This is a genomic window from Caulobacter sp. GW821-FHT11E11, assembly GCF_058808315.1.
This window is the reverse complement of record NZ_JBXARO010000001.1, coordinates 373,590-399,660: the sequence shown is the minus strand read 5'-3', so window position 1 is coordinate 399,660 and position 26,071 is coordinate 373,590. Positions and strand designations below refer to the sequence as shown.

The 26,071-nt window shown below is 68.9% G+C and carries 17 protein-coding genes and 1 riboswitch; of the genes, 5 read left to right on the top strand and 12 right to left on the bottom strand.

Annotated elements, in window-relative coordinates:
- The first annotated feature begins 791 nt into the window (after positions 1-791).
- Positions 792-872: riboswitch (ZMP/ZTP riboswitch) on the top strand.
- A 28-nt stretch (positions 873-900) separates the two neighbouring features.
- A complete protein-coding gene (purH, locus tag AC1RR5_RS01985; RefSeq protein WP_492919420.1) occupies positions 901-2,490 on the top strand; it encodes a bifunctional phosphoribosylaminoimidazolecarboxamide formyltransferase/IMP cyclohydrolase in 1,590 nt (529 codons plus the stop codon).
- Between the two features lie 18 nt (positions 2,491-2,508).
- Positions 2,509-3,258 (top strand): dienelactone hydrolase family protein, encoded by a 750-nt coding sequence (locus tag AC1RR5_RS01980; RefSeq protein ID WP_492919419.1) that lies wholly within the window; start codon positions 2,509-2,511, stop codon positions 3,256-3,258.
- Here AC1RR5_RS01980 and AC1RR5_RS01975 read toward each other — a convergent pair.
- From AC1RR5_RS01975 to AC1RR5_RS01965, 3 genes are all read right to left on the bottom strand, one after another.
- Complete coding sequence (locus tag AC1RR5_RS01975; RefSeq protein WP_492919418.1) at positions 3,225-4,565, bottom strand: MFS transporter; 1,341 nt, start codon at positions 4,563-4,565, stop codon at positions 3,225-3,227. The genes AC1RR5_RS01980 and AC1RR5_RS01975 overlap by 34 nt on opposite strands.
- 60 nt (positions 4,566-4,625) lie before the next feature.
- Positions 4,626-9,452 (bottom strand): NAD-glutamate dehydrogenase, encoded by a 4,827-nt coding sequence (locus AC1RR5_RS01970; RefSeq protein ID WP_492919417.1) that lies wholly within the window; start codon positions 9,450-9,452, stop codon positions 4,626-4,628.
- A 298-nt stretch (positions 9,453-9,750) separates the two neighbouring features.
- Complete coding sequence (locus tag AC1RR5_RS01965; RefSeq protein WP_492919416.1) at positions 9,751-10,866, bottom strand: AI-2E family transporter; 1,116 nt, start codon at positions 10,864-10,866, stop codon at positions 9,751-9,753.
- Positions 10,867-10,968: 102 nt separating this feature from the next.
- Here AC1RR5_RS01965 and AC1RR5_RS01960 point away from each other — a divergent pair, with 102 nt between their 5' ends.
- Entirely contained in the window at positions 10,969-12,513 is a 1,545-nt protein-coding gene (locus AC1RR5_RS01960) for a helicase HerA-like C-terminal domain-containing protein (protein ID WP_492919415.1), read from the top strand.
- Here the strand turns inward: AC1RR5_RS01960 and AC1RR5_RS01955 are convergent.
- From AC1RR5_RS01955 to AC1RR5_RS01920, 8 genes are all read right to left on the bottom strand, one after another.
- Positions 12,491-14,875 carry an ATP-binding protein gene (locus tag AC1RR5_RS01955; protein WP_492919414.1) on the bottom strand — a complete coding sequence of 795 codons (2,385 nt, stop codon included), beginning with the start codon at positions 14,873-14,875 and terminating at the stop codon, positions 12,491-12,493. The genes AC1RR5_RS01960 and AC1RR5_RS01955 overlap by 23 nt on opposite strands.
- A 99-nt stretch (positions 14,876-14,974) precedes the next feature.
- Entirely contained in the window at positions 14,975-17,437 is a 2,463-nt protein-coding gene (locus AC1RR5_RS01950; protein WP_492919795.1) for a bifunctional diguanylate cyclase/phosphodiesterase, read from the bottom strand.
- Positions 17,438-17,507: 70 nt separating this feature from the next.
- Positions 17,508-18,506 (bottom strand): UDP-glucose 4-epimerase GalE, encoded by a 999-nt coding sequence (gene galE / locus AC1RR5_RS01945; protein ID WP_492919413.1) that lies wholly within the window; start codon positions 18,504-18,506, stop codon positions 17,508-17,510.
- Positions 18,507-18,590: 84 nt separating this feature from the next.
- Complete coding sequence (locus AC1RR5_RS01940; RefSeq protein ID WP_492919412.1) at positions 18,591-19,487, bottom strand: DMT family transporter; 897 nt, start codon at positions 19,485-19,487, stop codon at positions 18,591-18,593.
- Positions 19,484-20,374, bottom strand: a complete 891-nt coding sequence (locus tag AC1RR5_RS01935; RefSeq protein WP_492919411.1) for an SDR family NAD(P)-dependent oxidoreductase — start codon at positions 20,372-20,374, stop codon at positions 19,484-19,486. Before AC1RR5_RS01935 ends, AC1RR5_RS01940 begins: the two co-directional genes overlap by 4 nt.
- Positions 20,375-20,475: 101 nt before the next feature.
- Positions 20,476-20,667, bottom strand: coding sequence for a hypothetical protein (locus tag AC1RR5_RS01930; RefSeq protein WP_492919410.1), 192 nt, complete (start codon positions 20,665-20,667; stop codon positions 20,476-20,478).
- 75 nt (positions 20,668-20,742) lie between these two features.
- Complete coding sequence (locus tag AC1RR5_RS01925; RefSeq protein ID WP_492919409.1) at positions 20,743-21,663, bottom strand: WecB/TagA/CpsF family glycosyltransferase; 921 nt, start codon at positions 21,661-21,663, stop codon at positions 20,743-20,745.
- Between the two features lie 106 nt (positions 21,664-21,769).
- The gene (locus tag AC1RR5_RS01920; RefSeq protein WP_492919408.1) at positions 21,770-22,768 is read right to left on the bottom strand and encodes an NADPH:quinone oxidoreductase family protein; all 999 of its coding nucleotides are present in this window, start codon (positions 22,766-22,768) and stop codon (positions 21,770-21,772) included.
- Positions 22,769-22,839: 71 nt separating this feature from the next.
- On the opposite strand from AC1RR5_RS01920, the gene AC1RR5_RS01915 reads away from it, so the two are divergent.
- On the top strand, positions 22,840-23,718 hold the full coding sequence (locus AC1RR5_RS01915; protein ID WP_492919407.1) for an isoaspartyl peptidase/L-asparaginase family protein: 879 nt from the start codon (positions 22,840-22,842) through the stop codon (positions 23,716-23,718).
- Here AC1RR5_RS01915 and AC1RR5_RS01910 read toward each other — a convergent pair whose 3' ends face one another.
- Complete coding sequence (locus AC1RR5_RS01910; protein WP_492919406.1) at positions 23,719-24,144, bottom strand: helix-turn-helix domain-containing protein; 426 nt, start codon at positions 24,142-24,144, stop codon at positions 23,719-23,721.
- A gap of 261 nt (positions 24,145-24,405) precedes the next feature.
- On the opposite strand from AC1RR5_RS01910, the gene pgm reads away from it, so the two are divergent.
- Complete coding sequence (pgm, locus tag AC1RR5_RS01905) at positions 24,406-26,046, top strand: phosphoglucomutase (alpha-D-glucose-1,6-bisphosphate-dependent) (RefSeq protein ID WP_492919405.1); 1,641 nt, start codon at positions 24,406-24,408, stop codon at positions 26,044-26,046.
- Positions 26,047-26,071 lie beyond the last annotated feature (25 nt).

The window sequence follows — 26,071 nt, the reverse complement described above, 5'->3', positions numbered from 1 at the left end:
CCTCATCCGTCGGCGGAGTTTATCCTCGGGCGCGCTTCGCGCGACCCGGGGGCCGACACCTTCTCCCGCAAGGGGAGAAGGGGATACAGCGCGCTCTATCCTCGGAATTCGCGATCTCGAACCCAGCAAAATCAACCGCTTGTCGATTTTACGCGCCGCTGAATGATCCGCGCTCAGGATGACCCCCATACTCATAGCCATCCCCGTCGCGGGGGAGGGCGTTTGGATCCGGCCCAAAACGGCGGCGGGGCTAGGTTGAGCGGGGCCGCTGGCGGTTCCTGGAGGCTCGAAAGTCGCTCCGTCTGTACTTTTTAGGCAGATCGGTTGGCGAACGGGCAGTCTCCGGGGTCAAAGCCGCAAGCGGAGCGACAGGGCGGTGATCGTACAAGCCGCCTATCGTGGATCGTCGGGGTCGAGACGGATGTAGCCGATCGACTTGGTCCGCGCCCGTCCGGGGGCTAATGGGGACCCGAGCTGAAATACGCTCACGCCTCCCATCCTCACGGGCAAGAACAGCCTGGCGGAGCGGTCAGCGAGCCGAAACACAACAAACCTTACGGTCTCCGGGTTCGCCCGGCCGCTCCGTCGCCTCCCCACACACCTTCAGCGGCTGGCCGCGTGAGGCGGCGGACGTGCGTCCCAAATCCTCCCCCTAGCGGGGGAGGCGGCCGAAGGCCGGAGGGGGAAGTGCTGCCGAGCCTGCCTCTTCCCCCTCCGTCGTCTCTTCGAGCCGACACCTCCCCCACGGGGGGAGGATCCATTGACTCCCCCGCCCGCCCCCGTATTTTCCGCCGCGTTCGGGTGACTGGCGTTGAAGGTGGGAAACCACCGGGGAGCTCGAACCTCATAAGCCGCGCGCCTGGGCTCCGTTTTCCGATCACGAAACATGAGGAGTCCGCCGTGCCCGCCGCCCCCGACTATCCGTCCGCCCCCGATCTCGTCGCCCCCAAGCGCGCCCTGCTGTCGGTCTCCGACAAGACCGGCCTGGTCGAAGCCGCCCAGGTCCTGCACGCCGCCGGCGTCGAGCTGGTCTCGACCGGCGGCACCAAGGCCGCGATCGCCGCGGCCGGGATCCCGGTCAAGGACGTCTCGGACCTGACGGGCTTCCCCGAGATGATGGACGGGCGCGTCAAGACCCTGCACCCGGTGGTGCACGGCGGGCTTCTCGGCGTTCGGGATGCTCCCGAACATGCAGCCGCCATGGCCGACCACGGCATCGGCGGCATCGATATCCTGTACGTGAACCTCTATCCGTTCGAGGCGACCGTCGCCAAAGGCGGCAGCTACGCCGAGTGCGTCGAGAACATCGACATCGGCGGCCCGGCGATGATCCGTTCGGCGGCCAAGAACCACGGCTATGTCGCCGTCTGCACCGACCCGTCGGACGTCGCCGAAGTGCTGGAAGCCTTGAAGGCCGGCGGGACGACCCTGGCCCTGCGCCAGACCCTGGCGGCCCGCGCCTATGCCCGCACGGCGGCCTATGACGCGGCGATCTCGGCCTGGTTCGCCCAGGCGCTGGAGCAGGACTTCCCGGCGCGCAAGGCGATCGCCGGCGAGCTGCGCCAGACCATGCGTTACGGCGAAAACCCGCACCAGAAGGCGGCCTTCTATGCGTTCCCGAACCCGCGCACCGGGGTGGCCACGGCGACCCAGCTGCAGGGCAAGGAACTCAGCTACAACAACATCAACGACACCGACGCGGCCTTCGAGCTGATCGCCGAGTTCGACCCGGCGGCCGGTCCGGCCGTAGCGATCATCAAGCACGCCAATCCGTGCGGCGTGGCGGTCGGCGCCAGCCAGCGCGAGGCCTATGAGCGGGCCCTGGCCTGCGACCCGACCTCGGCCTTCGGCGGTATCGTGGCGGTGAACTCGCGCCTGACCAAGGACGCCGCGTTGCAGATGGTCGAGATCTTCACCGAGGTGGTCATCGCCCCCGAGGCCGACGACGACGCCATCGCCGTGTTCGCGGCCAAGAAGAACCTGCGCCTGCTGGTGACCGGCGGCCTGCCCGACCCGCTGTCGACCGGCGACACCTTCAAGAGCGTGGCCGGCGGCTTCCTGGTGCAGTCGCGCGACGACGCGCGGATCAAGGCCTCGGACCTGAAGATCGTCACCCAGCGCCAGCCGACGGAAGACGAGATCCGCGACATGCTGTTCGCCTTCACCGTCGGCAAGCACGTCAAGTCCAACGCCATCGTCTATGCCCGCGCCGGCCAGACCCTGGGCGTCGGGGCCGGCCAGATGAACCGCAAGGACTCGGCCCGGATCGCTGCTCTTCGAGCAGCTGATTTTGGCTTGGACCTCCGTGGATGCGCCTGCGCCTCGGAAGCCTTCTTCCCGTTCGCCGACGGCCTGATCCAGGCGGCGGAAGCGGGCGCCACGGCGATCATCCAGCCGGGCGGCTCGATGCGCGATCCGGAAGTGATCGAGGCGGCCGACAAGCTTGGCCTCACTATGGCCTTCACCGGCGTGCGAGTGTTCCGTCACTAACACGTCTCTGAGGTGAACATGGACAGCGCCGCCTGGGGCGAACAAGTCGCCAAGCACTCGCGGGTGTTCAAGCCCGCGGGCCTGGGGCCCTTCCCGGTGGCGCTGATCCTGCACGGCTGCGGCGGCAAGACGCCGTTCCTCGAGGACTACGCCCGGACGGCCGTCGCGGCCGGCTGGGCGGCCGTGGTGGTCGACAGCCTCAAGCCCCGCGGCCTGACCCTGATGGACGCCAAGCTGACCGTCTGCACGGGCCTGCGGGTGCGGGGCAGCAAGCGGGCGGCGGACGTCTTCGCCATGCTGGCCTGGCTGGAGGGGCAGGCCTGGGCCGACGCTTCTCAAGTCTTCCTGGCGGGCTGGAGCCATGGCGGCTGGACGATCATGGACGCCTACGCCATGGGCGGTCGGGCGCCGTTGATCACCGGCCTCGCCGACGCGGCGCCCGAGCGCCTGAAGGCGGTGAAGGGCGCGATGCTGGTCTATCCATTCGCCGGCTATCCCTCGCTGACCACACGCCACGGCTGGGGCGAGGCGACGCCGCCGGTCTGGTCGGTGGTGGCCGGCAAGGACCAGGTGGTCGGCTGGAAGGCTCCGAAACTGGCCCTCGACCGCCTGGCGCGCGACGGGCTGACCGTCGACCAGCTGTTCCTGGCCGACGCCACCCACGCCTTCGACGACAACAAGGCCAATGACCCTCGGGCGCGCTACCGGCCCGACCTGTTCGAGCAGGTGCGGACCTATTTTACGGGAGCGCTGGCGGCCTGCGGCTGAGGCGCTCTTCTGGGGGCCCGAGCCAGGACGATGGCGCCCAGGGCCATGAACACGGCCGAGACCACGACGGCGATGCGCTGGTCGCCGGCCAGCTTCGTGCCGACGGCGATGACCAGCGGGGCCAGGAAGGCTGTGGCCTTGCCCGACAGGGCGTAGAGGCCGAACCACCGCCCCGTCTCGCCGGCCGGGGCCAGCTCGGCCATCCAGGCGCGCAAGGACGACTGGGCCGGGCCGAAGGTCAGGCCGACGAACAGGGAGAAGAACAGGAACATCCGCTCAGGGATGCTCGAGAACAGCGCGCCGCCGGCCTGGGCGGGGGCGACGGGGATCAGGAAGAAGATCGTGTCCTTGCCCACCAGGCCGACCCCGACGGCGCCGAACAGGATGACCGCGGTGGCGACCAGCACGGTGGCCTTCGAGCCGATCTTCTGGTCGACCCGGCCGCCGATGAAGGTGCCGATGCCGGCGGCGATCGACAGCAGGATAGCGTAAAGGCCCAGCTGCGTCGTCGTCCAGCCGAACAGGCCCGCGGCCAAGACGCCGCCGAACGCGATGAAGCTGGAAATGCCGTCGCCCAACAGCATCCGGCCGATCAGGAAGGTCAGCATGTGCGGGCGGCTGGGCAGGCTGCGGATCGTCGCCCACAGCTCGGCCAGCGGCTTGTCGCCGGCTCCGGCCGAGGGCTTGGGCGCGGTCAGCATCAGCGGCCAGGCGAAGGCCAGGAACCACAGGGCGACCATCGGCCCGACGATGCGGTCGGGCTCGTGCAGCGCCTTCGACAGGCCCAGCATCGGAACCTTGGGCAGCGAGAAGCAGAAGAGGACGATGAACAAGGTGACCAGCGCCCCGACATAGGCCAGCGCCCAGGCGGTGCCCGACAGCCGTCCCAGCTGCCCCGGCTTGGCGACCACCGGCAGCAGGGCGTTCATCACCGTCACGCCCAGCTCGGCGGCGACCCCGGCCACGACCAGGCAGCCCAGGATCAGCGGGATGCGGCTCGTCTCGCCCGGCACGGCCAGCCACAGCAGGGCGCTGGCGATGACGAACGGAAAGGCCAGGCCGACCAGCCAGGCCCTTGGATTGCGCCGGGCGTCGACATTGGCCCCGACCAGCGGGCTCAGAATGGCGATGGCCAAGCCGGAAAAGGCCCCGGCATAGCCCAGCAGGCTCTGCCCCCGGGCGGCGTCGCCGACGAAGCCGGCGGCGAAATAGGGCGTGAAGATGAAGGTGGCGATCAGCGCCCAGTACGGCTGCTGCGCCCACTCGTACGAGATCCAGGCCGCGCGCCGCCGATCACCCTGGTCCATACGCTTGAAACTCCCTCTCCGCCTTCCCTCGTAAGGGAGAGAAGGCGGAGGGGCTAGCGATTAAGCGGCGGTCGAAAGTTCCCGCAGCGCCGCGTTGGCGATGGTCAGCTTGGCGAAGGTCCAGCCGCCGCCGGCCTGCTCGATGTCCTCGATCGTGCGCTTGACGACCTTGGGACGATCGCCGCGCAGGGCGGCCCACGAGGCGATGGCCGACTTGGCCGCAGCCTCGTCCTCGCCGGCCTGGGCGTTGGCGGCGAACTTCAGCACCGCTTCGGTGATCGAGGTCTGCTCGGTCAGCATGTCCTCGATCAGGCGGCGGACCGCCAGGCGCTCGAAGCTGTCGCCACCGACGAACGAACCGGCCGCGCCGCGCAGACGGTCGAAGCCGAAGGCCGCGCCGACCTGATGGTACAGGCGGGCGACGTTCTCGACGCTCCAGCTGGACGCGTTCCCGAGGTCGACGAGGTCGGCGGCCGTGGTCAGCGGCTGCAGGGCCGCGACGGCCTGGGCCAGGGCCTCCGGCGCGCCGTCGGCGACATAGGTCTTCACACGCTTGGCGACGGTCTTCTGCTCGAACGGCGACAGGATGGCCGGCGCCATGCCTTTCAGCGTCGCGACCGACGGACCGTAGGCCTCGACCAACTGCTGGACGCTCGACTTGTCGCGATGCGCCCGGCGCGCCAGCCAGAAGCTGAGGCTGCGCAGGGCGTAGGCCAGCGCCTTGTAGAGCGCGGTCTGGCCATCGGCCGAAGCCTTGTTATTCAGCGCGTTGACCTGATCCCACAGGGCGTCGACGCCCAGGATCTCGCGGGCGGCGGTGAAGCCCACCACCACCGCGTCGATGTCGGCGCCGGCGGCGGCCTTCAGGCGGCTCGGGAAGGTCGGGCCGCACATGTTGACCATCTGGTTGCCGACCACGGTGGCGATGATCTCGCGCTTCAGCCGGTGCTTCTGCATGGCGTCGGCGTACTTATCGAGCGCCTTGGGGAAGTAGCCGCGCAGGGTGGCCTCGAACCACGGATCGTCGGGCGCCTGGCTGGCGACGATCTCGTCGAAGAGATCGAGCTTCCCGTAGGCCAGCAGCACGGCCAGCTCGGGCCGGGCCAGACCCTTGCCCGCGGCCTTGCGCTCCAGCAGCGTCGTATTGGTCGGCAGGCCCTCGACCTTGCGGTCCAGGCGGCCGCGCTGCTCGAGATCGACCATGTAGCGGATCTGGGCGTCGACTTCCGAGACCGCGTCGCTTTCCAGCAGCGTCAGGGCCAGGGTCTGGTCGAAATTGTGCTCCAGGACGTGATGACCCACGTCCTCGGTCATCGAGGCCAGCAGCGTGTTGCGGCTCTCGCGGGTCAGTTCGCCGCCGCGCTCCAGGATCCCGGTCAGGATCTTGATATTGACCTCATGGTCGGAGCTGTCGACGCCGGCCGAGTTGTCGATGGCGTCGGTGTTGATGTGACCGCCGGCCTGGGCGAACTCGATACGGCCTGCCTGGGTGAGACCCAGGTTCGCGCCCTCGCCGACCACCTTCACACGGAGATCCGAGCCGTTGATCCGGATGGCGTCATTGGCCTTGTCGCCGGCGTCGGCGTTGGTCTCGCCCTTGGCCTTCACATAGGTGCCGATGCCGCCCAGATAGAGCAGCTCGGCCTTGGACTTCAGGATGGCCGTCATCAGCTCGGCCGGCGAGACGGCTTCGGCCTTGATCTCGAACAGCTCGCGCACCTCCTTCGACAGCGGGATGCTCTTCAGGCTGCGGGCGAAGACGCCGCCGCCGGCCGAGATCTTGGCCTTGTCGTAGTCGTCCCACGACGAGCGCGGCAGCTTGAACATGCGGTCGCGCTCTTCCCACGACACCGCCACGTCCGGGTTCGGGTCGAGGAAGATGTGGCGGTGATCGAAGGCGGCCAGCAGCTTGGTCTGCTTGGACAGCAGCATGCCGTTGCCGAACACGTCGCCCGACATGTCGCCGACGCCGACCACGGTGAAGGGCTGGGCCTGGATGTCCTTGCCCAGCTCGCGGAAGTGGCGCTTGACCGCTTCCCAGGCGCCGCGGGCGGTGATGCCCATGACCTTGTGGTCGTAGCCGACGCTGCCGCCCGAGGCGAAGGCGTCGCCCAGCCAGAAGCCGTAGCTTTCGGCCACGCCGTTGGCGATGTCGGAGAAGGTCGCCGTGCCCTTGTCGGCGGCGACGACCAGGTACGGATCCTGGCCGTCATGCACGACCACCGAGGCGGGCGGCACGACCTGGTTGTCGGCATCGATATTGTCGGTCAGGTCCAGCAGGCCCGACAGGAAGGTCTTGTAGGCGCGGATCGCCTCGGCCTGAATCGCGTCGCGATCGCCGCCGCGCGGCAGGTGCTTGGGATAGAAGCCGCCCTTCGAACCGACCGGCACGATGACCGCGTTCTTGACCTGCTGGGCCTTCACCAGGCCCAGCACCTCGGTGCGGAAGTCGTCGCGGCGATCCGACCAGCGCAGGCCGCCACGGGCGACCGGACCAAAGCGCAGGTGCACGCCCTCGACGTGCGGCGCCGAGACATAGATCTCGCGATAAGGCTTGGGCGCCGGCAGGTCTTCCAGCTCACGCGAGGCGATCTTGAAGCTGATATAGGGCTTGGGACCGCCATCGGCGGCCGGCTGGTAGAAGTTGGTGCGCTGGATCGCCCCGACCAGGGCGGCCAGGCGGCGCAGCACGCGGTCGGAGTCCAGGCTTTCGACGGCCTGCAAGGCCTCGACGATCTTGCCCTCGACGGCCTTGGCCTGAGCCTGGCGGGTCGACAGATCGGCGCGGACGGCCGGGTCGAACTTGGTCTGGAACAGGTCCAGGATCAGGCGGGCGACGCCGGGGTGATCCGACAGCGCCTGCTCCTGAACGCCCTGGCTGGGATCCAGGCCCGACTGCTGGCGATAGCGGGCGAGCGCCCGGATCAGCGCGGCCTCGCGCCAGCCGATGCCCAGCTCCAGCACCAGGCGGTTGAAGCCGTCGCTCTCGGCGCGGCCGGTCCAGATGGCGACGAAGGCGGCCTCGAAAGCCTGCTTCACGTCATTGAACACCAGGTGCTCGCCGGCCTCGTCGCGCAGGACGAACTCGTGGACCCAGACGGGCTTGCCGTCCGGCGAGACCTTGAAGCCGTCCTCGATCAGGGCCTTCAAGCCCATGTGCTCGAGGATCGGCAGCACGTCGGCCAGCGGGGCCGCGGCGCCGGGGCGATAGAGCTTGAAGCGCAGGGTCACCGCGTCGTCGCCGGTGCGGCGGAAGGCCCGGACGCGGACGGCCTCACCCTCGGCCAGGTCGTCGATGACTTGGATGTCGGCGAGGGCCTCATCAGCGTCGTACTGGTCACGATAGCCGGGCGGGAAGGCGCCGGCATAACGGGCCAGCAAGTGAGCGACGCGGCCCGTCGAGCCTTCGCGGACGGCGGCGTCGAAGCGGTCGTCCCAGGTGCGGGAAGTCTCGGCGATGGCGGCCTCTACGGCGGCCATGTCGGGCTCGGCGTGGTCGCCGGGCGTCACGCCCAGGATGTAGTGCACGCGCGCCAGCGGCGCGTCGGAGAAGCTGGGATAGTAGGCCGACACCCGGCCCCGGAACGCCTGGGCCAAGATCTGGCCGGCTCGGGCGCGGACGCCGGAGTCGTAACGATCGCGCGGCACGAACATCAGCACCGAGATGAAGCGATCGAACGGGTCGCGGCGGGCGAACAGCTTGACGCGCGGACGGTCGTACAGGTGCAGCACGCCCAGAGCGGTGGCCAGCAGCTCGTCCTCGTTGCTCTGGAACAGCTCGTCGCGCGGCCAGGTCTCAAGCACGTTGCGCAGGCGCTTGCCGTTGTGGCTGTCGGGATCCTTGCCGGCCTGGGTCAGCACGTGCTGGACCTTGCGACGGACCAGCGGCACCTCGTGGGCGGGGGTCTCATAGGCCTCGGCGGTGAACAGGCCGACGAAGCGGACCTCGCCCGAGGCCTTGCCGTCGGCGCCGTAGCGGCGCACGCCGATGTAATCCATGTAGCCGCGGCGGTGGACGCGCGAGCGCAGGTTCGACTTGGCCACCACGATCGGATCGCCGATGTCGATATGGCTGCGGACCTGGGCCGACAGGATGGCTGGCTCGCTGCCCCGGCGCAGCACGGTGCGGGCCTGGTCGCGCAGCACGCCCAGGCTGCCTTCCGGTTGATACAGCGGCTCTTCGGCCGCGTAGCCGCCGTCGGCGGTGCGGGGATATTCGTAGACGCGGGCGCCCAGGAACACGAAGTGGTCGCTTTCGAGCCAGTCGAGGAAGTCGAGGTCCTCGGCCTTCTCCTCGGTCGAGACCGGGGTCTTGGCGTCCCGCAGTTCAGCGATCGTGCGGCGCATCAGGGCGCGCATCGGCTGGAAGTCCTGCACGGCCAGGCCGACGTCGGACAGGGCCTCGCGGACGCCGTCGACCAGGGCCGCCTCGCGGTCCTCGCCGACGGGGGCCAGCCAGATCTGGATCATCGAGCGGCGCACGCCGCCGCAGTCGGACACGGGGTGGAACATCGCCCGGACGGAGAAGCCGGCCTCGGCCACCTCGCCCATGATGCTGTCGACCAGGAAGGGCCGGTCGGGCTGGACGATCTCGAGCAGGTCGGAAGGGGTCTCGCCGCCTTGCGCGCGGACCAGGCGGATGGCCGGTTCGGAGAGGTCCTTGGCCGACTCGCCGAAACGCCAGAAGTCGGCCAGGGCGCGGGCGACATCGGCGATGTCCAGACCCGGCAGTTCCTCGGCCGACCAGTCGTCCTGGGCCTGGGCGGCGAAGCCGCGCGCGGCGGGCGACAGCGCCTCGACCGACGACCCCAGGGCCTGGGCGAAGGCGCTTACCAGCGGGCCGATCGGGACCCCAGAGGACGTGAGGTCATTTTTTTCACCGATCATAGGATTTCCTCGCGAATTTTTGGTCGCAACCTAGCCCTTTTAGGCGCGGCTTCAACCCGTACGTCCGAAAATGGAAAGAAACTGTGCCGTTCAGCGCCGGGCGCTGGAAACGGAAGCGCCGCCGGGTGGGGGGAAGCCGGCGGCGCGAGCCCGCTCAGGGGAAGGCGGGCGTTTTCCGCATCGATTGCGGCGGCGAGGCCTGCCGCGATCGGCGGTTTGTCCGGGTGGGGGGAACCGGACAAGGCATAGATAGGGGCCTCAAATCGCAGTGTAAGGGGCGCCTGCATTTCTTCGACCCTTAAGGGCGCTTCTTGGCCGCCGGCTCGTCCGGCGCGGGTCCGTGGCCCTTGCCCGTCAGCATCCGTTCGCCCTGCGGATCGCCGTCCTCGGACAGCAGGATGGCGATCCAGCGCGAGCCCTCGAACTGGGCCAGGATCAGCATGACCGCCACCGTCAGCGGCGTGGACAGGAACATGCCCGGCACGCCCCACAGGGCGCCCCAGACGGCCAGGGACAGCAGCACCACCGTCGGGTCCATGTTCAGACTGTCGCCCTGCATGCGCGGCAGGACGACATTGCCGACCACGAAGAAGATGCCCTGCAGCGCCGCGAACAGGATGATCGCCGGCCAGAAGGTGTCGGGGAACTGCACCAGGGCGAACAGCGGCGGCAGGAAGCAGCCGATCGCTCCGCCCAGGATCGGGATGTAGGCGGCCAGGAAGATCAGGAAGGCCCAGAAGAAGGCGTTGTCCAGCCGCACCAGCATCATCACCACCCAGGCGGCGACGGCGATCATCAGGCCGGTGACCGTCTGGATCCACAGATACTGCTCCACCCCGTCGCGGATGCTCTGGAACAGCTTCATGTTCCGCTCGCGCTCGGGATGATGCGGGAACAATGAGACGATCTTGCGAGCGAACCCACGCCGCGAGGCGATGATGAAGCCCAGATAGATCAGCACCAGCACGGCGCTGGAGGCGAAGTTGCCGAACGACTGCGCCGCCTGGCCGATGAAGGCCTTGGGGTTCAGCTGGTTGATCAGGCTGTCAATCGTCGGGGCGATCTGGATGCCGACCGCGTGGGCGATCTTGGCGATGATGCCGTTCAGGCGCGGAGCATAATCCTTCACCTGGTCGAAGAACCCGCGGCCGTTGTCGATCACCACCCAGAACGACACGCCGAACAGCAGGATCGAAATCACCACCGCCGCCGGCAGGGCGATCTGGCGGGGGAAGCCGGGCACGCGCATCGTCAGCACGCGGGCGAAGCTATCGACCATCACCGCCAGGAAGACCGCCAGGGCCAGCGGGGTCAGGATGTCCTGCATCCAGTACATCGCGGCCCCCCCGGCGATCACGGCCAGGAACACCACCGCGTTGCGGGTGGTGACGGGGGGCGGGGCGGGGGCCGGCATTTGTAAAACTTCTCCTGAAACGCAGCCGACATTGACCGCGCCGATTGGCGCGACGCAAGGCCCCGGTTAGGGTCGGAACGAGCTTTGTCGGAGTTTGTATCCATGTCGCTGTCGATCGGTGAAAACGAGATCCTGGTGGGGCTGGGCGAAGGCCCGGTGACCCAGCGGCTCGACCGCTCCAACCGCCACGGCGTGGTGGCCGGCGCGACGGGCACCGGCAAGACCGTCACCCTGCAGGTGATGGCCCAGGCCTTCTCCGACGCGGGCGTCCCGGTCTTCGCCGCCGACGTGAAGGGCGACCTCTCGGGCGTTGCCATGCCCGGGACCCCGAACGAGAAGATGCTGGCCCGCGCCGAGTCGATGGACCTGGCCCTGTCGCCGGCCGCCCCGCCGGTGATCTTCTGGGACCTGTTCGGCCAGAAGGGCCACCCGATCCGCACGACCATCTCCGAGATGGGCCCCCTCCTCCTGTCGCGCCTGCTCGAGTTGAACGACGTGCAGGAAGGCGTGCTGACCATCGTCTTCCACGTCGCCGACCAGGACGGCCTGCTGCTGCTGGACCTGAAGGACCTGCAGGCGGCGCTGAAATACGTGGCCGACCACGCCGACGAGATCGGCACCCAGTACGGCAATGTCGCGCCCGCCACGGTCGGCGCGATCCAGCGCAAACTGCTCACCCTGCAGACCCAAGGCGCCGAGCACTTCTTCGGCGAGCCCGCGCTGGATCTTGGCGACATCATGCGCACCGACGCGGCGGGCCGGGGCTATGTGAACCTGCTGGCCGCCGACCGCCTGATCCAGTCGCCCAAGCTCTATTCAACCTTCCTGCTGTGGCTGCTGTCGGAGCTGTTCGAGGTGCTGCCCGAGGTCGGCGACCCGGAGAAGCCCAAGCTGGTCTTCTTCTTCGACGAGGCCCACCTGCTGTTCAACGATGCGCCCAAGCCCCTGCTGGAGAAGATCGAGCAGGTCGTGCGCCTGATCCGCTCCAAGGGCGTGGGGATCTATTTCGTCACCCAGAACCCTGCCGACATTCCCGACGCAGTGCTGGGCCAACTGGGCGCTCGCGTGCAGCACGCCCTGCGCGCCTACACCCCCGCCGACCAGAAGGGCCTGAAAGCCGCCGCCCAGTCATTCCGGGTCAACCCCAGCTTCGACACCGCCGAGACCATCCAGGCCCTGGGCGTCGGCGAGGCCCTGGTCTCGACCCTGGACGAGAAGGGCGCGCCCAAGGTCGTGCAGAAGACCCTGATCCGTCCGCCAGCCTCGCGCCTGGGACCCGTGACGCCCGAGGAGCGCACGGCGCTGAAGGCCAAGAGCCCGGTCGCCGGCGTCTACGACACCCTTCAGGACCGCGACTCCGCCTACGAGATCCTGCAGGGCCGCGCCCAACAGGCCCAACGCCAGGCCGACGACGCTCGCGAGCAGGCCGAGGACGACAAGCGCGAGGCCGCCGAGGCCAAGGTCCGCGAACGCGAGGAAGCCCAGCGCGAGCGCGCCAGCCGCCCCCGCGCCTCCAACCGCCAGACCATGACCGAGGCCTTCGCCACCACCCTGGTGCGCACCGTCGCCTCCACGGCCGGCCGCGAGCTGATGCGCGGCCTGCTGGGCGGACTGCTGGGTGGCTCTACGAGCCGGCGGCGGCGCTAGCCTTGCGCTTGCGGGGCTTCTTCTTTGGAGGACCCTCGCGGGCGGCTAGCAGCGCCGAGACGATCTCGGCCAACTGCTCCACCTGGAACGGCTTGCGCAGCACCGGCCACGGCAGGTCCGCCGGCGCCACATCCATGCGGCCGCCGGCATAGCCGGTGGTCAGCAGCACCGCCATGTCCGGCCGGTTGGCCGAGGCCGACCGCGCCAAGTCCACGCCGCTGACGCCGCCCGGCATGACGATGTCGGACATCAGGAGGTCGAAGGCCACGCCCTCCTCCAGCGCCTCCAGGGCCGATGCCCCGTTCTCGGCGGTGGTCACGTCGCAGCCCAGGTCGCGCAGCAGGCCGTCCGCGATCTCGCGCACCGCCGGATCGTCCTCGACCAGCAGCACCCGTACACCCTTCAAGCGGTCTCGCGATGACGGCGTGACCACGGGCGCCGGCGGCGTAGCGGCCTCGTCGGTGGCGGGCAGGTACAGCGAGACCGTGGTGCCGCGCCCCTCGACGCTGTCGATGGCCACCCCGCCGCCGCACTGGCGCAGGAAGCCATAGACCTGGGCCAGGCCGAGACCGGTGCCCTTGCCGACCTCCTTGGTCGTGAAGAACGGCTCGAAAACCCTGGCCAGCACTTCGGGCGGCATGCCCGCGCCCGTGTCGCTGACCGCGATGCGGACGTAAGGCCCCGGCGCGGCGTCGGCCACCTCACCTTCTGCCAGGATCGCAGGCGCGACGACGATGCTGATCGCGCCGCCGTCCGAGGTGGCGTCGGAGGCGTTGACCACCAGGTTCAGCAGCGCCGCCTCGAACTGGGCCGCGTCGACCCGTGAGGCGACCACGCCGTCCTCGCGGCGGAGGGTCAGGGCCATGGCCTCGCCCACGGCCCGGCGCAGCAGCGGCTCGGCCTGCTGCAGCAGGGCGCCGATGTCGACGACCTCCAGCTTCAGCTCCTGGTTCCGCGAGAAGGCCAGCAGCTGCCGGGTCAGGCGCTCGCCCCGCTGGCCGGCCGCCAGGGCCGCCTCGGCCAGGCGCTGGACCCGCGCGATGTCGCCCGGCCGGCGCAGGATCATGTCCAGCCCGCCGACGATGACGGTCAGCAGATTGTTGAAATCATGGGCCACCCCGCCGGTCAGCCGCCCCACAGTCTCCAGCCGCTGGGCCTGGGCCAGGGCGGCCTGGGCGTGAGCCGTCTCGGCCATGCTGGCCTGCAAGGCCGCCGTGCGCTCGGCGACGCGATCCTCGAGATCCTTTCGGGCCTCGACCGTCTCGGTGAAGTCGAAGCAGCTGCCGATATAGCCGCGATAGTCGCCCGCCTCGTCGAAGCGCGGCGCGCCGACGCTGTTGATCCACCGCCAAGCGCCGTCGGCCCGCTTGAGGCGGAAGGCGACGTTGAACGGCTCGCGCCTGGCGGCCGCCGCATCGGCCGCCTCGAGACCGGCCTGCTGGTCTTCGGGATGCACGCCGCTGAACCAGCCTTCGCCGAGCTCCTGCTCCAGACTGCGTCCCCGGAAGTTCAGCCAGGCCTGATTGAACCAGTCGGCCTGCCCCCGCGCCGTCGTCGCCCAGATCAGCACCGGGGCGGAATTGGCCACGCCCCGGAACAGCTCCTCGCTGCTGCGCAGGGCCGCCGCGGCGCGTCGCTCCTGGGTCACGTCCCGGAAGGTCACCGCCAGGTCGCCAGTCAGCCGCACGCCGCTGGAGCGGATCCAGCGCTCCTCGCCGTCGATCACCCGCCGCACGTCGATGTCGTCGGGACCGCCGCTGGCCAGCAGCCGCCGGAAGCGCTCGACCATGTCGCGGCCGGTCTCGTCGGGGAATACGTCCAGAGCGCGCCGCCCCAGCAGGGTCGAAACCCCCGACGGCCGCATCGAGTCGGCCATCGGATTGGCGTAGGTCCAGCGGAAGTCGACGACCTTGCCCGCCTCGCGTACCGGCTCCAGGATCACGAAGGCGTCCAGCGACACCTCCTGGGCCGAGCGGAACCGCGCTTCGGCGGCCAGGCCCGAGCGCACGGCCACGCGCAGCGCCTCGACCAGCACGACCATCAGGCTGCCGCACAGCACGAACATGACCAGCTGGACGCTCTCGCGCGTCTCCAGCGTCCAGGCGCCGTCGGGCGCCATCCAGAACCGCCAGGCGATGCCGGCGCCGAGCGCCACGGCCAGGAAGCCGGGCCCCAGGCCTCCGACCATGGCCGCGACCATGACGGCGACGAAGAAGGTCGGGAAGAACAGCGGAACGCCGGTCAGCACCACCGCGGCGATCCGCGCCGCCAGGGCCAGCAGCACCGCCAGGATCGCCAGGCCGTAGCGCAGCTCGCGCCGGTCGGCCGCCGTCACGAACTTGATGGCCGTCCGTCCCAGCACGCGTTCCATCCCCGTTCATGACTGCGCGGGGCCTTAAGGCCCCGCTTGGCTTTCGCCTAACGTGTCATGGAATACGGAGTTGCGGACCCGCGCAACCGATCAGGCCGAGCGCTTGGCCTGGTCCTGGGTTTCCTGTTTCGGCTCGAGGCCCAGGACGGCCGCCGACGGCTCTGCGCTGGCTATGGTCCAGGCCAGCAGCGAGTCGACCGGCGTCGGACGACCAATGGCGTAGCCCTGCAGCTCGGTGCAGTTCTCGCCGCGCAAGAACAGGATCTGCTCGGCGGTCTCGACACCCTCGGCCACGACCGGGATTTCCAGACTGCGGCCCAGGCCCAGCACGGCGCGCACGATGACGGTGGCGCGGTCGTGACGGTGGATGTTCTCGACGAAGCTCTTGTCGATCTTGATCTTGTCGAACGGGAACGACTGCAGGGTCGACAGCGACGAGAAGCCGGTGCCGAAGTCGTCCATGGCGATCCGCACGCCCAGGGCCTTCAGGCGGCGCAGGTTGTCCAGCGCGCGCTGGTAGTCCTTGAACAGGGCGCTTTCCGTGATCTCCAGCTCCAGGCGCGCGGGCGACAGGCCGGTGGTGATCAGCACCTCGTGCACCAGGCTGGGCAGGGCGGGGTTGTGCAGCTGGATCGGCGAGAGATTGACCGCGATGCGCAGCGGCTTTTCCCAGGTGGCGGCGTCGGCGCAGGCGCGGCGCAGGACCCAGTCGCCCAGCGGACCGATCAGGCCGTTCTCCTCGGCGACCGGAATGAATTCCAGCGGCGGGATCATGCCGCGCGTCGGGTGCTGCCAGCGGACCAGGGCCTCGAAGCCGCAGACCTCGCCGTCGCTGGCGCGGGCCAGCGGCTGGTAGTGGACCACCAGCTCTTCGTCGGTGATGCCCTGGCGCAGGTCGCGGGCCAGGTTGCGGCGCTCGCGGATGCTGTCGTCCATCTCGCGCTTGAAGAAACGATAGACGCCGCGGCCGCTTTCCTTGGCGCGGTACAGGGCCATGTCGGCATTGGCCATCAGGGCCTCGGCCGTGCGGCCGTCGTCCGGGAACAGGCTGACGCCCAGGCTCGAGCCCAGAGCCAGCTCCTGGCCCTCGAACGCCACCGGGACCGACAGCATCTCGATCAGACGACCCGACAGCTCGGCGGCCGCGGTCGGCTGGTCGCCGCCGGCCACCTGCACGACGATGAACTCGTCACCGCCCAGACGCGCGGCGAAGGACGGGGCCTGCACCGCCGACTGCAGCCGGCGGGCGGTCTCGACCAGGATCAGGTCGCCGGCTACGTGGCCGTGCTGGTCGTTGGCTTCCTTGAAGTGGTCCAGGTCGATGCAGATCACCGACAGGCTCTCGCCCGAGGCCTCGACGCGCTCGACGGCGGCGGCCAGGCGGGCCTGCAGCGAATTGCGGTTGGGCAGGCCGGTCAGCCCGTCATGCTCGGCCAGATAACGGATCTTCTCCTCGGCCGCGCGACGCTCGCGCAGGTCGCGGACGGCCAGAACGGTCAGGCCGGAGGTCTCGGCGCGCGCGCCGTCGTCCATCAGGCGCGAGAACACCTCGACTGGAATCTCGCGGCCGCCGGCGATCGGCTGGATCTTGCCTTCGCGGCGCACGCCCTCGCGGTCGGTGGTCTTGTCGTCGAAGGTCAGGACGCCGTGCAGCGGGCGACCGACCAGATCGGCCAGCGGCGCGCCGACCAGTTCGCTGAAGGCGGCGTTGGCGTCGTTGATCTTGCCCGACTGGACCACGACCAGGCCTTCATAGGCGGCGTTGGCCAGGCGGCGGATGCGCTCGAGGGCCGAGCGCGAGGTCTGGGATTCGATGGCGACGGCGCCCAGGCCACCCAGGATGATCATGCCGGTGATCGATACGACCGCCAGGGTCAGGATGCCGCCCGACAGCAATTGCTCGGGCACCTCGACGCCGGCGTCCGGCACGATGGTGATGGCCGACATGCCGGTGAAGTGCAGGGCCACGATGCCCAGGCACAGCAGGCCGCCGCCCATGGTCTGTTGCTTGATGGTGCGGGCCGTGCCGGCCGCGACCAGGGCGCCGGTCGCGCCGGCCACGCCCAGGATCGCCGAAAGGCCGACCGTGGCGTGTTCCCAGACCAGGTGGCCCTGGGTCACGAAGGCCGACATGCCGGTGTAGTGCATGGCCGCCACGCCGAGGCCCAGCAGCACGCCGCCGGCGAAGTCGTTGGTGGTCGAGCGCTGGGCCGAGGCGACGGCGAAACCGCTGGCCATGAACAGGGCGGCGATCATCAGCGACAGCAGGGTGCCGGTCGGACTGTAGCCGGTCTTCAGACCGGGCGTGTAGGCGACCATGGCGATGAAGTGGGTGGCCCAGACGCTGGAGCCGGCGACCAGGCCGGTCAGCAGCAGCCAGGCGGCGCGCACGACGCCCCGGGCGCCGCGCATCCGCGAATAGAGGCGGAAGGTCGTGAAACAGCCGGCGACGCAGACGAGGCCGGCGACAAGCACCAGGCGCAGGTCATGTTCCGTCGTCAGGCAGGTCAAAAACTTGAGCACGCACGCCCCCCAAGGGTCACATCCCCTCAGAGCTACAGCGAGAGTTGCAAATAAAGCGTTTCGCCTTGCGGCATTGCGACATAACGCCTGACGCGACCGGCTATGACGGCAATTTTTCTTCTTGGAGAACCGCCTGGTCCCGGTGCCAGCGCCAGGCGCTGGACAGGATGGCGTCCAGATCACGCGACGGGGTCCAGCCCAGTTCGGTCCGGGCGCGGCTGTTGTCGGCCACCAGCATCGGCGAGTCGCCTAGCCGGCGCGGAGCGAGCTCCACCTTCAGCGGGGCGCCGACCGCGCGGCCGACGCCGTCGACCAGTTCGCGCACCGAGGTCCCCGTCCCGCTGCCCAGGTTGAACGACGTCGACGCGCCGCCGGCCAGCAGGCGCTTCAGCGCCGCGACATGGGCGTCGGCCAGATCCAGCACGTGGACGTAGTCGCGCACCGCCGTGCCGTCGCGGGTGTCATAGTCGTCGCCGAAGATCGTGAAGTGCGAGCGCTGGCCCAGCGCGACCTGCAGCGCCAGCGGGATGGCGTGGGTCTCGGGCTCGTGCCACTCGCCGATACGGCCTTCGGGATCGGCCCCGGCGGCGTTGAAGTAGCGCAGCACGGTGCTGCGCAGCCCGACATAACAATCGTAGTCGGCCAGGGCCTGCTCGACCATCAGCTTGCTGCGGCCGTAGGGGTTCAGCGGCGCCTGCGGATGGCTCTCATCCATCGGCATGCGCACCGGCTCGCCGAAGGTGGCGCAGGTCGAGGAGAAGACCACGGCGTTGACGCCGGCCCGGCGCGCGGCCTCGATCAGGGTGATCGTCCCGCCGACATTGACGTCGAAGAAGGTCCCGGGATCTCGCACCGACTCGCCGACCTCGATACGGGCGGCGAAATGCAGGACGGCGACCGGCGCGTGCACGGCGAACACCGCGTCCAAGCGCGCGGCGTCGCGGATGTCGCCCACCTCCAGCGGTCCCCACTGGACGTGCTCGCGATGGCCGTTCGAGAGGTCGTCGAACACGACGGGGCGGAACCCCGCCTGGGCCAGGGCCAAGCAGGCGTGCGAGCCGACATAGCCGGCCCCGCCGGTCACCAGTACGGTTTGCATCACAGATCCTGCACCAAGACGTCTCTGCTAGCGGTGGGTCATCAAGATGTCACTACTGTCAGCGTTTTGACCTCGGCTTCACGCCTACGCCGGCTGACCCATCGCCTGTTTGGCCGCCTGGTGCTCGCGCCAGGAGATGAACAGGGTCGAGACCACCACGATCGCCGCGCCGAGCAGCACCGCCGGCTTGGGGACCTCGTGGAACAGTAGCAAGCCCGCGCCGACCGCGAAGACCAGGCGCGTGTAGTCGATCGGGGCCATGACCGCCGCCTCGCCCGCCTCCATGCCCTTGATGTAGGCCCCTTGGGTGAAGGTGCCGATCACGCCCATGGCCGCCGCGAGTAGTCCAAGGTCCGGCCAGGTCGGCCACTTCCAGACGAACAGGGCCGGTGGGATGGCGAAGACCAGGCCCAAGACGGCGGCATAGACCAGCAGCACGAACGGACTGTGGTCGCGGGTCATGACCTTCATGCCGGTGATGGTCAGGGCGAACAGGAAGGCCGAGATCAGGGCGCAGGCCTGCGGCCAGCCGATCCAGGCGGCCGCGCCTCCAGCTCCGGGGCGCAGCATGATCAGCACGCCCAGGAAGCCGACCAGGGCCGCGCCCAGCCGCAAGGGTCCGATCGGCTCGCGCAGCACGAAGGCGGCCAGCGGCACCAGCCACAGGGTCCGGGTGAACGACAGCGCGTTGGCGTCGGCCAGGGGCAGCTTCTGATAGGCGTAGAAGCCCATGATCAGCGCCAGCACCCCGGCGCTGGACCGGAAGATCAGGATGCCCGGCCGGGTCGTACGGAACGCCCCGCGCCAGTCGCGGGCCATCAGCGGCAGCAGCACGATCACCCCCGCCAGCTGCCGATAGAAGGTCTGGAGCGCGGCCGGATAACCGGGGCCCAGGAACTTGATCAGGGTGGTCATCGCCGTGAAGCCGACCGCCGAGGCCAGCATCCACAACGCGCCGCGCAGATTGGGGGTGAGTGTCACCCCGCCCCGCCGGCGGCGATCAACTGGGCGCGCATCGCTTCCGCCTGTTCGGGCGTGATGCCCATGGCCGCCAGCAGCGGCGACGGCGCGCTGCGGTCCCAGGCGTGGCGCGGGCCGACCGTGATGCCACCGTCGACGACGATGTGGGTCCCCGACACGAACTGGGAGTCGTCGCTGGCCAGGTAGAGGGCGGCGGCGGCGATGTCCTCGGGCAGGCCCGACTTCGGGATCGGCTGGATCTTGGGACCGACCGAGGCGATCTGGGCGGCCATCTGGTCGGCGACCTCGCGCGGCAGGCCCATCGAGGCGCCGAAGATCGAGGTGGCGATCAGGCCCGGGCAGATGGCGTTGACCCGGATCTTCAGCGGCGACAGCTCGGCCGCCGCGCAGCGGCTCATGTGGATCACCGCCGCCTTGGCCGCCGAATAGGCCAGGGGGCCAAAACCCGCCTGCAGGCCGGCGATCGAGGCGGTGTTGATGATCGAGCCGCCGCCGCGCTTCAGCATCAGCGGCAGGGCGTGCTTCATGCCGATGGCCGGACCGCGCACCAGCAGAGCGAAGGTGTTGTCCCAGCCCTCGACCGTCAGTTCCGGCACGCTCGCGGGCGTACCGCCGTGGCCGGCGTTGTTGAACAGGATGTCGAGACCGCCGAACTGACTTTCGGCCAGCGCCATGGTCTTGGCCAGGTCGTCTTCCGAGGTGACGTCGCAGCGCGAGAAACGAACCTTGTCGGGGAAACGCTTTTCCAGCATCTCGCCTTTTTCGGCCTGCAGGTCGGCGGCGACCACGCACGCCCCCTCGGCCACGAACAGCTCGACCGCGCCGAGCCCGATGCCCGAGCAGCCCCCGGTGACGACGGCGACCTTGCCGTCCAGACGTCCGACCATTGGAATTTCCTCCGCGTCCCCGACCTCTTCGTGGGTCAGTGATCAATGATCATATTCGCGGAGCAAACAGTCGTTGGCTAGAAGTATCTCGCCGACCGGGGTCAGGCCGGTCGGCGCGTCAAAGGTTCCAGGTAGCGTCCCAGATGACTGGCGGCGAGCCACAGCATGCACGGCACCAGCAGCACCGCCCAGGCCAGGCCAAGCCCCACCAGACCCACGCCCGCCACGGCGCGGTGCGTAAAGCCGGAGCGCTCCTTGGCCTCCAGCGTCATCACTCGAATATCCAGGCCCATTAGAACCCGTGCCCCCTATTCCAGGCCGTGATTTCCACGACCTCGCCGCAAGCGGCCCCCACTAGAATAGTCATTTTAGCGCGCTGCCTCGTTACGGGCCCGCATTTGCTCCCAACGGGCGGCGTCAGCCGCTCGTGGATCGCCTTCTATCAGGCGCCGGGAAACGGCCCTGACCACGTCGCGGCAGGCCGGACCGACCAACGACCACGGCTCGACGCAGTAGCGCGAGAAGAGCCGCTGAGGATCGTTCATCAGCCGGAACAGCCACTCCATGCCCATCGGCCCCATCCAACGCGGAGCCGGCGTCTGAACGCCGGCCTCGTAGTCGAAGGCGCCCCCCACCGTGAAGGTCACCGCAGGGCCGTAGGCCTTGTGGTTCTCCAGGGTCCAGACCTCCTGGCGCGGCATGCCCATGCCGACCAGGACGATATCCGGTTGGTATTCGCGGATGGCCTCGACCACCGCGGTGTTTTCAGCCGAGCCCAGGGTCACGTCGAAATAACCGTGATGGCTGGCGATCTGGGCCTGCGGATAATCCTCGCGGACGCGCGCGATGGCCTTGTCGGCCACGCCGGGCGCGCCGCCCACGAAGAAGACCTTCCAGTTCTTCTCGATGGCCAGGGCCCAGAAGTCGTCGCGCCAGTCCAGATAGGTGCAGCGATGGAAGCGCCGGCTGGCGCGGCCCACCAGGCGCGCCCAGAAGATCAGCGGCACGCTGTCGACCTCGATCAGGTCGGCTTCCTTGTAGAACTCACCGATCTGGTGGTCCTTGCCGATCAGGTACAGGCTGTGGAGATTGTGGTTGGCGACGATGGCGCTCTGACGCGCCTCCAGCTTGCCCGTGACGAAGTGGAACACTTCCTCCGGGCGCACCAGGTCCATGGTCCCGCCCAGCACGCGGACACGCTCTTCAGCGCGCCGCGTCAGCCGGTAGGGACGCCGCATGGCGGCCGGCGCCGCTTCGTTGGCGACGCTCTGCTCTTGTGGGACGTACATCTCCGCAGAGTCTCCTAGTCTCGAGGAGGCACTTTGCTGAGTTGTCGTTTTTCCTTTGCTAAAAAGGATACTTAGCGGGATTTAACCACGATCGCCGATAACCATCCTAGTCAACCGTGATCACCACCTTGCCCATCGCCTTGCGGCTGGAGAGGTGGGCGATGGCCTCGCCGGCGCGGGCCAGCGGAAAGCGTTCGGAGACGTACGGCTTGATCTTGCCGGCGGCGTACAGATCCATCAGCTCGCGGAGGTTCTGGGCATGGCCCTTGGGGTCCCTCGCCACCGCCGCGCCCCAGAACACGCCGACGATGTCGCAAGACTTCAACAGCGTGAGATTCAACGGGATTTTCGGAATCCCCGACGGGAAACCGATCACCAAAAAGCGGCCGTTCCAGCCCGCCGCGCGGATGGTGGCTTCGGAATAATCACCGCCGACGGCGTCATAGGCGACGTCCCAGCCATTGGGTCCGCAGGCGTCCTTGATCAGGTTGGCCAGGGCCTTCTGGCCGTCCTTGTCGAACGGGCCGCGCGGATAGACGACGCCGCTGTCGGCGCCGTGTTTGATGGCCAGATCTATTTTTTCCTGGCTGGAAGCCGCGGCGATAACGCGCACCCCCATGGCCTTCCCAAGCTCGACCGCCGCCAGGCCGACGCCGCCGGCCGCACCCAAAACGAGTAGGGTTTCGCCCGCCTTGACATGCCCGCGGTCCTTCAGCGCGTAGTACGAGGTGCCGTAGGTCAGGACGAAGGCTGCGGCCTGGTCGAACGGCATGTTGTCGGGAATGTGGGTGCAGCGCTGTTCTTCCAGCGCCAGCTTCTCCGCGAAACCGCCCCAGCCGGTCGAGGCCAGCACACGATCGCCGACCTTGAAGCGGGTGACGCCCTCGCCAACGGCGGAAATCACGCCCGACACCTCGCCGCCCGGCGCGAACGGACGCGGCGGCTTGAACTGGTACTTGTCTTCGATGATCAGGACGTCGGGATAGTTCACCCCGCAGGCCTTGACGTCGATCAGCACCTGGCCGGCGCCGGCGACGGGATCGGGCAGCTCCTCCAGCACCAGGGTCTCGGGACCGCCGACTTCCTTGCTGAGCACTGCCTTCATGATCGCCTCTCCCGCGGTTCTTGGTTATGACGCGCGGACGCTAGCGCAGGGCGTTCGACCAAGGAAGCAGAATGTCAAACAAACGTTTTAGTCTCGCCCTGCACGGCGGCGCCGGCGCCAAGCGCGGCCATGACTACAGTGTCGAAATCGCCCATATGCGCGGCCTCGTCGAAGCCGCCCGCGACCGGCTGGCCGCCGGCGCCGACGCCCTGGATGTCGCGGTCGAGACCGTGGTCGGGCTCGAGTCCAGCGGCCTCTACATCGCCGGCAAGGGCGCCTCGCCCAATGCCGAGGGCGAATACGAACTGGACGCCAGCCTGATGTGCGGCGCGACCCTGCGGGCCGGCTCAGTGGCCGCGCTGCAAGGCTTCAAGAGCCCGATCCTGGCCGCCCGCGCGGTGATGGAAGAGACCCCGCACGTGATGCTGGCCGGCCAGGGCGCAATCGACTTCGCCCGCGATCAGGGCCTGGAGACGGTCGAGGATCCAGAGAGCTGGTTCACCCACGCCGGCGCCTTCGAGGATAACCACCCGCCGAACGCCTTGCCTGTCGGCACGGTCGGTTGCGTGGTCCGTGACGCCGAAGGGCGCCTCGCCGCCGCCACCTCGACGGCCGGCGTGTTCGGCAAACGGCCAGGCCGGGTCGGCGACAGTCCGATCATCGGGGCCGGCGCCTGGGCCGATGGCCATGCCGCGGTCTCGTGCACCGGCCAGGGCGAATACTTCATCCGTACCGCAGTCGCGGCGCAGATCGCCCACCGGGTGCGGTTCGGCGGCGAAAACCTGCAAGACGCCGCCCGCGCGGCCATTCAGAGCGTCGCCGACCTTGGCGGCCACGGCGGCCTGATCGCGGTGGACCGCGAGGGCAATATCGCCATGCCCTTCGCGTCCAGCGGGCTGAAGCGCGCCGCCCTGCTGCCGGACGGCGCGATCGTCAGCGAGGCCTTCTGACTACTTGTCTTCTTCGGCCGCCATGGTCCGGACCAGATCCAGGATCTGGCGCCGGACACGGCCGCTGGCGATGCGCGGAAAGATCTCGGCCAGCTCGACGCCTTCCGAGGTCTGCAGGAAGGTCTGCATGACCTCCTGGACGCGCATGGTCGTGCCGTCCGTACCCGTCCCTTCGATCGGGTCGGGCAGACCGTCGAAGAAATAGGCGACGTCGACATTGAGGATCTCGGCGATGCGGAACAGCTTGCTGGCGCTGATCCGATTGGCGCCGCGCTCGTATTTCTGGACCTGCTGGAACGTCAGGCCCAGGTTGTCGGCCAGCTGATCCTGGCTGACGCCAAGCAGCTTGCGCCGCATACGCACCCGTTCGCCGACGTGGGTGTCGACCGCGCTGGTGCGGCGTCCTTCAGTGGTCTCGTAGGTCACGTCGCGTCGCCCTTATGCATCCGTGTGGATGGCTGGAATACGCCCCCAGGTTACAATTTCCTGGCGATTATTCCACGTTGTACTGTCGACTAGACGTCGCCCGCGCGCTTCAGCCGCAGCCTCTGCGTGAAAAATTTCCATCGCGAACGGCGTTGTCCCATCGCGGAGATACTTGATGAAATCGACACGGAACCCGACTAGGGGAATGACCCGTTGCGCTCCGACGACGAACTTTTCCCCAGACAAGCTTTCCAGGGTGTCTTGATGCACAGCCGCGCCGGCCTTCGGGCTCTCCCCGAGGATCTGATCGACCTGGATGCCCTGATCGGCGCCTATTTCGAGATCAAGCCCGACGTCGCTAACCCCGCCCAGAAGGTCGTGTTCGGCACCTCCGGACACCGCGGCTCCAGCCTGGACGGCGGCTTCAACGAGAACCACATCCTGGCCGTCACCCAGGCCATCGTCGAATACCGCGCCGCGCAAGGCATCACCGGCCCGATCTTCGTCGGCCGCGACACCCACGGCCTGTCCGAGCCGGCCTTCCGCTCGGTGCTGGAAGTGCTGGCCGGCAATGGCGTGACCGCGCTGATCGACGCGCAGGACGGCTATACCCCGACCCCGGCGGTGTCGCACGCCATCCTGACCTACAACCGCCAAGGCGGCGCGCAGGCCGACGGCCTGCTGCTGACGCCGTCGCACAACCCGCCGCGCGACGGCGGCATCAAGTACAATCCCCCGTCTGGCGGCCCCGCCGACGGCAGCGCGACCTCGGCCATCGCCGCCCGCGCCAACGACCTGCTGGCCCAGGGCCTGGCTGGCGTGAAGCGCGTGTCGTTTGAGGAGGCCCACAAGGCCGCAGGCCGCTACGACTTCATGGCCCGCTATGTCGACGACCTGCCCAGCGTCATCGACATGGAAACCATCCGCGCGGCCGGCGTGCGCATCGGCGCCGACCCGCTGGGCGGCGCGGCCGTCGCCTACTGGGGCGCGATCGCCGAGCGCCACAAGCTGAACCTCACGGTCGTCAACGACGCCGTCGACCCGCGCTGGGCGTTCATGCCGCTCGACACCGACGGCAAGATCCGCATGGACTGCTCGTCGAGCTCGGCCATGGCCAACCTGATCGAGATCATGAAGGGCGGGGCGGCCTATGACGTCGCCACCGGCAACGACGCCGACGCCGACCGCCATGGCATCGTCACCCCCGATGGCGGGCTGATGAATCCCAACCACTACCTGGCCGCGGCGATCTCGTACCTGTTCACCCATCGTCCGGGCTGGGGCGCCGACGTCGCGGTCGGCAAGACCCTGGTCTCGTCGTCGATGATCGACCGCGTGGTGGCGGGCCTGGGCCGCCGCCTGCTGGAGGTGCCGGTCGGCTTCAAATATTTCGTGCCCGGCCTGCTGGACGGCTCGGTCGGCTTCGGCGGCGAGGAGTCGGCCGGCGCGGCCTTCCTGCGCCACGACGGCTCGGTGTGGACCACCGACAAGGACGGCCTGCAGCTGGCCCTGCTGGCCGCCGAGATCCAGGCCAAGACCGGCCAGAGCGCCAGCCAGCTCTATGCCGACCTGACGGCCAAGTACGACGCCCCGTCCTATGCCCGCGTCGACGCGCCGGCGACCCGCGAGGAGAAGGCCCGCCTGGGCAAGCTCAACCCCAGCGACGTCAGCGCCAAGACCCTGGCCGGCGAGCCGATCGAGGCCATCCTGACCAACGCCCCCGGCAATGGCGAGGCGATCGGCGGCCTGAAGGTCTGCACGAAGAACGCCTGGTTCGCCGCCCGCCCCTCAGGCACCGAGGACGTCTACAAGGTCTATGCGGAGTCGTTCCTGGGTCCGGATCACCTGAAACAGGTTCAGGCCGAGGCCCGTGAGGTCGTCGCCGGCGCGCTGGCGGGGTAGCCCTCCGCCCCCGCACGGTTTATAC

Bases quoted from the DNA above. Each gene is read 5' to 3' on its own strand.
- AC1RR5_RS01970 (WP_492919417.1), bottom strand. From the start codon at position 9,452: ATGATCGGTGAAAAAAATGACCTCACGTCCTCTGGGGTCCCGATCGGC.
- AC1RR5_RS01930 (WP_492919410.1), bottom strand. From the start codon at position 20,667: ATGGGCCTGGATATTCGAGTGATGACGCTGGAGGCCAAGGAGCGCTCC.
- AC1RR5_RS01935 (WP_492919411.1), bottom strand. From the start codon at position 20,374: ATGGTCGGACGTCTGGACGGCAAGGTCGCCGTCGTCACCGGGGGCTGC.
- AC1RR5_RS01915 (WP_492919407.1), top strand. From the start codon at position 22,840: ATGTCAAACAAACGTTTTAGTCTCGCCCTGCACGGCGGCGCCGGCGCC.
- AC1RR5_RS01965 (WP_492919416.1), bottom strand. From the start codon at position 10,866: ATGCCGGCCCCCGCCCCGCCCCCCGTCACCACCCGCAACGCGGTGGTG.
- AC1RR5_RS01925 (WP_492919409.1), bottom strand. From the start codon at position 21,663: ATGTACGTCCCACAAGAGCAGAGCGTCGCCAACGAAGCGGCGCCGGCC.
- AC1RR5_RS01980 (WP_492919419.1), top strand. From the start codon at position 2,509: ATGGACAGCGCCGCCTGGGGCGAACAAGTCGCCAAGCACTCGCGGGTG.
- AC1RR5_RS01920 (WP_492919408.1), bottom strand. From the start codon at position 22,768: ATGAAGGCAGTGCTCAGCAAGGAAGTCGGCGGTCCCGAGACCCTGGTG.
- galE (WP_492919413.1), bottom strand. From the start codon at position 18,506: ATGCAAACCGTACTGGTGACCGGCGGGGCCGGCTATGTCGGCTCGCAC.
- AC1RR5_RS01975 (WP_492919418.1), bottom strand. From the start codon at position 4,565: ATGGACCAGGGTGATCGGCGGCGCGCGGCCTGGATCTCGTACGAGTGG.
- AC1RR5_RS01960 (WP_492919415.1), top strand. From the start codon at position 10,969: ATGTCGCTGTCGATCGGTGAAAACGAGATCCTGGTGGGGCTGGGCGAA.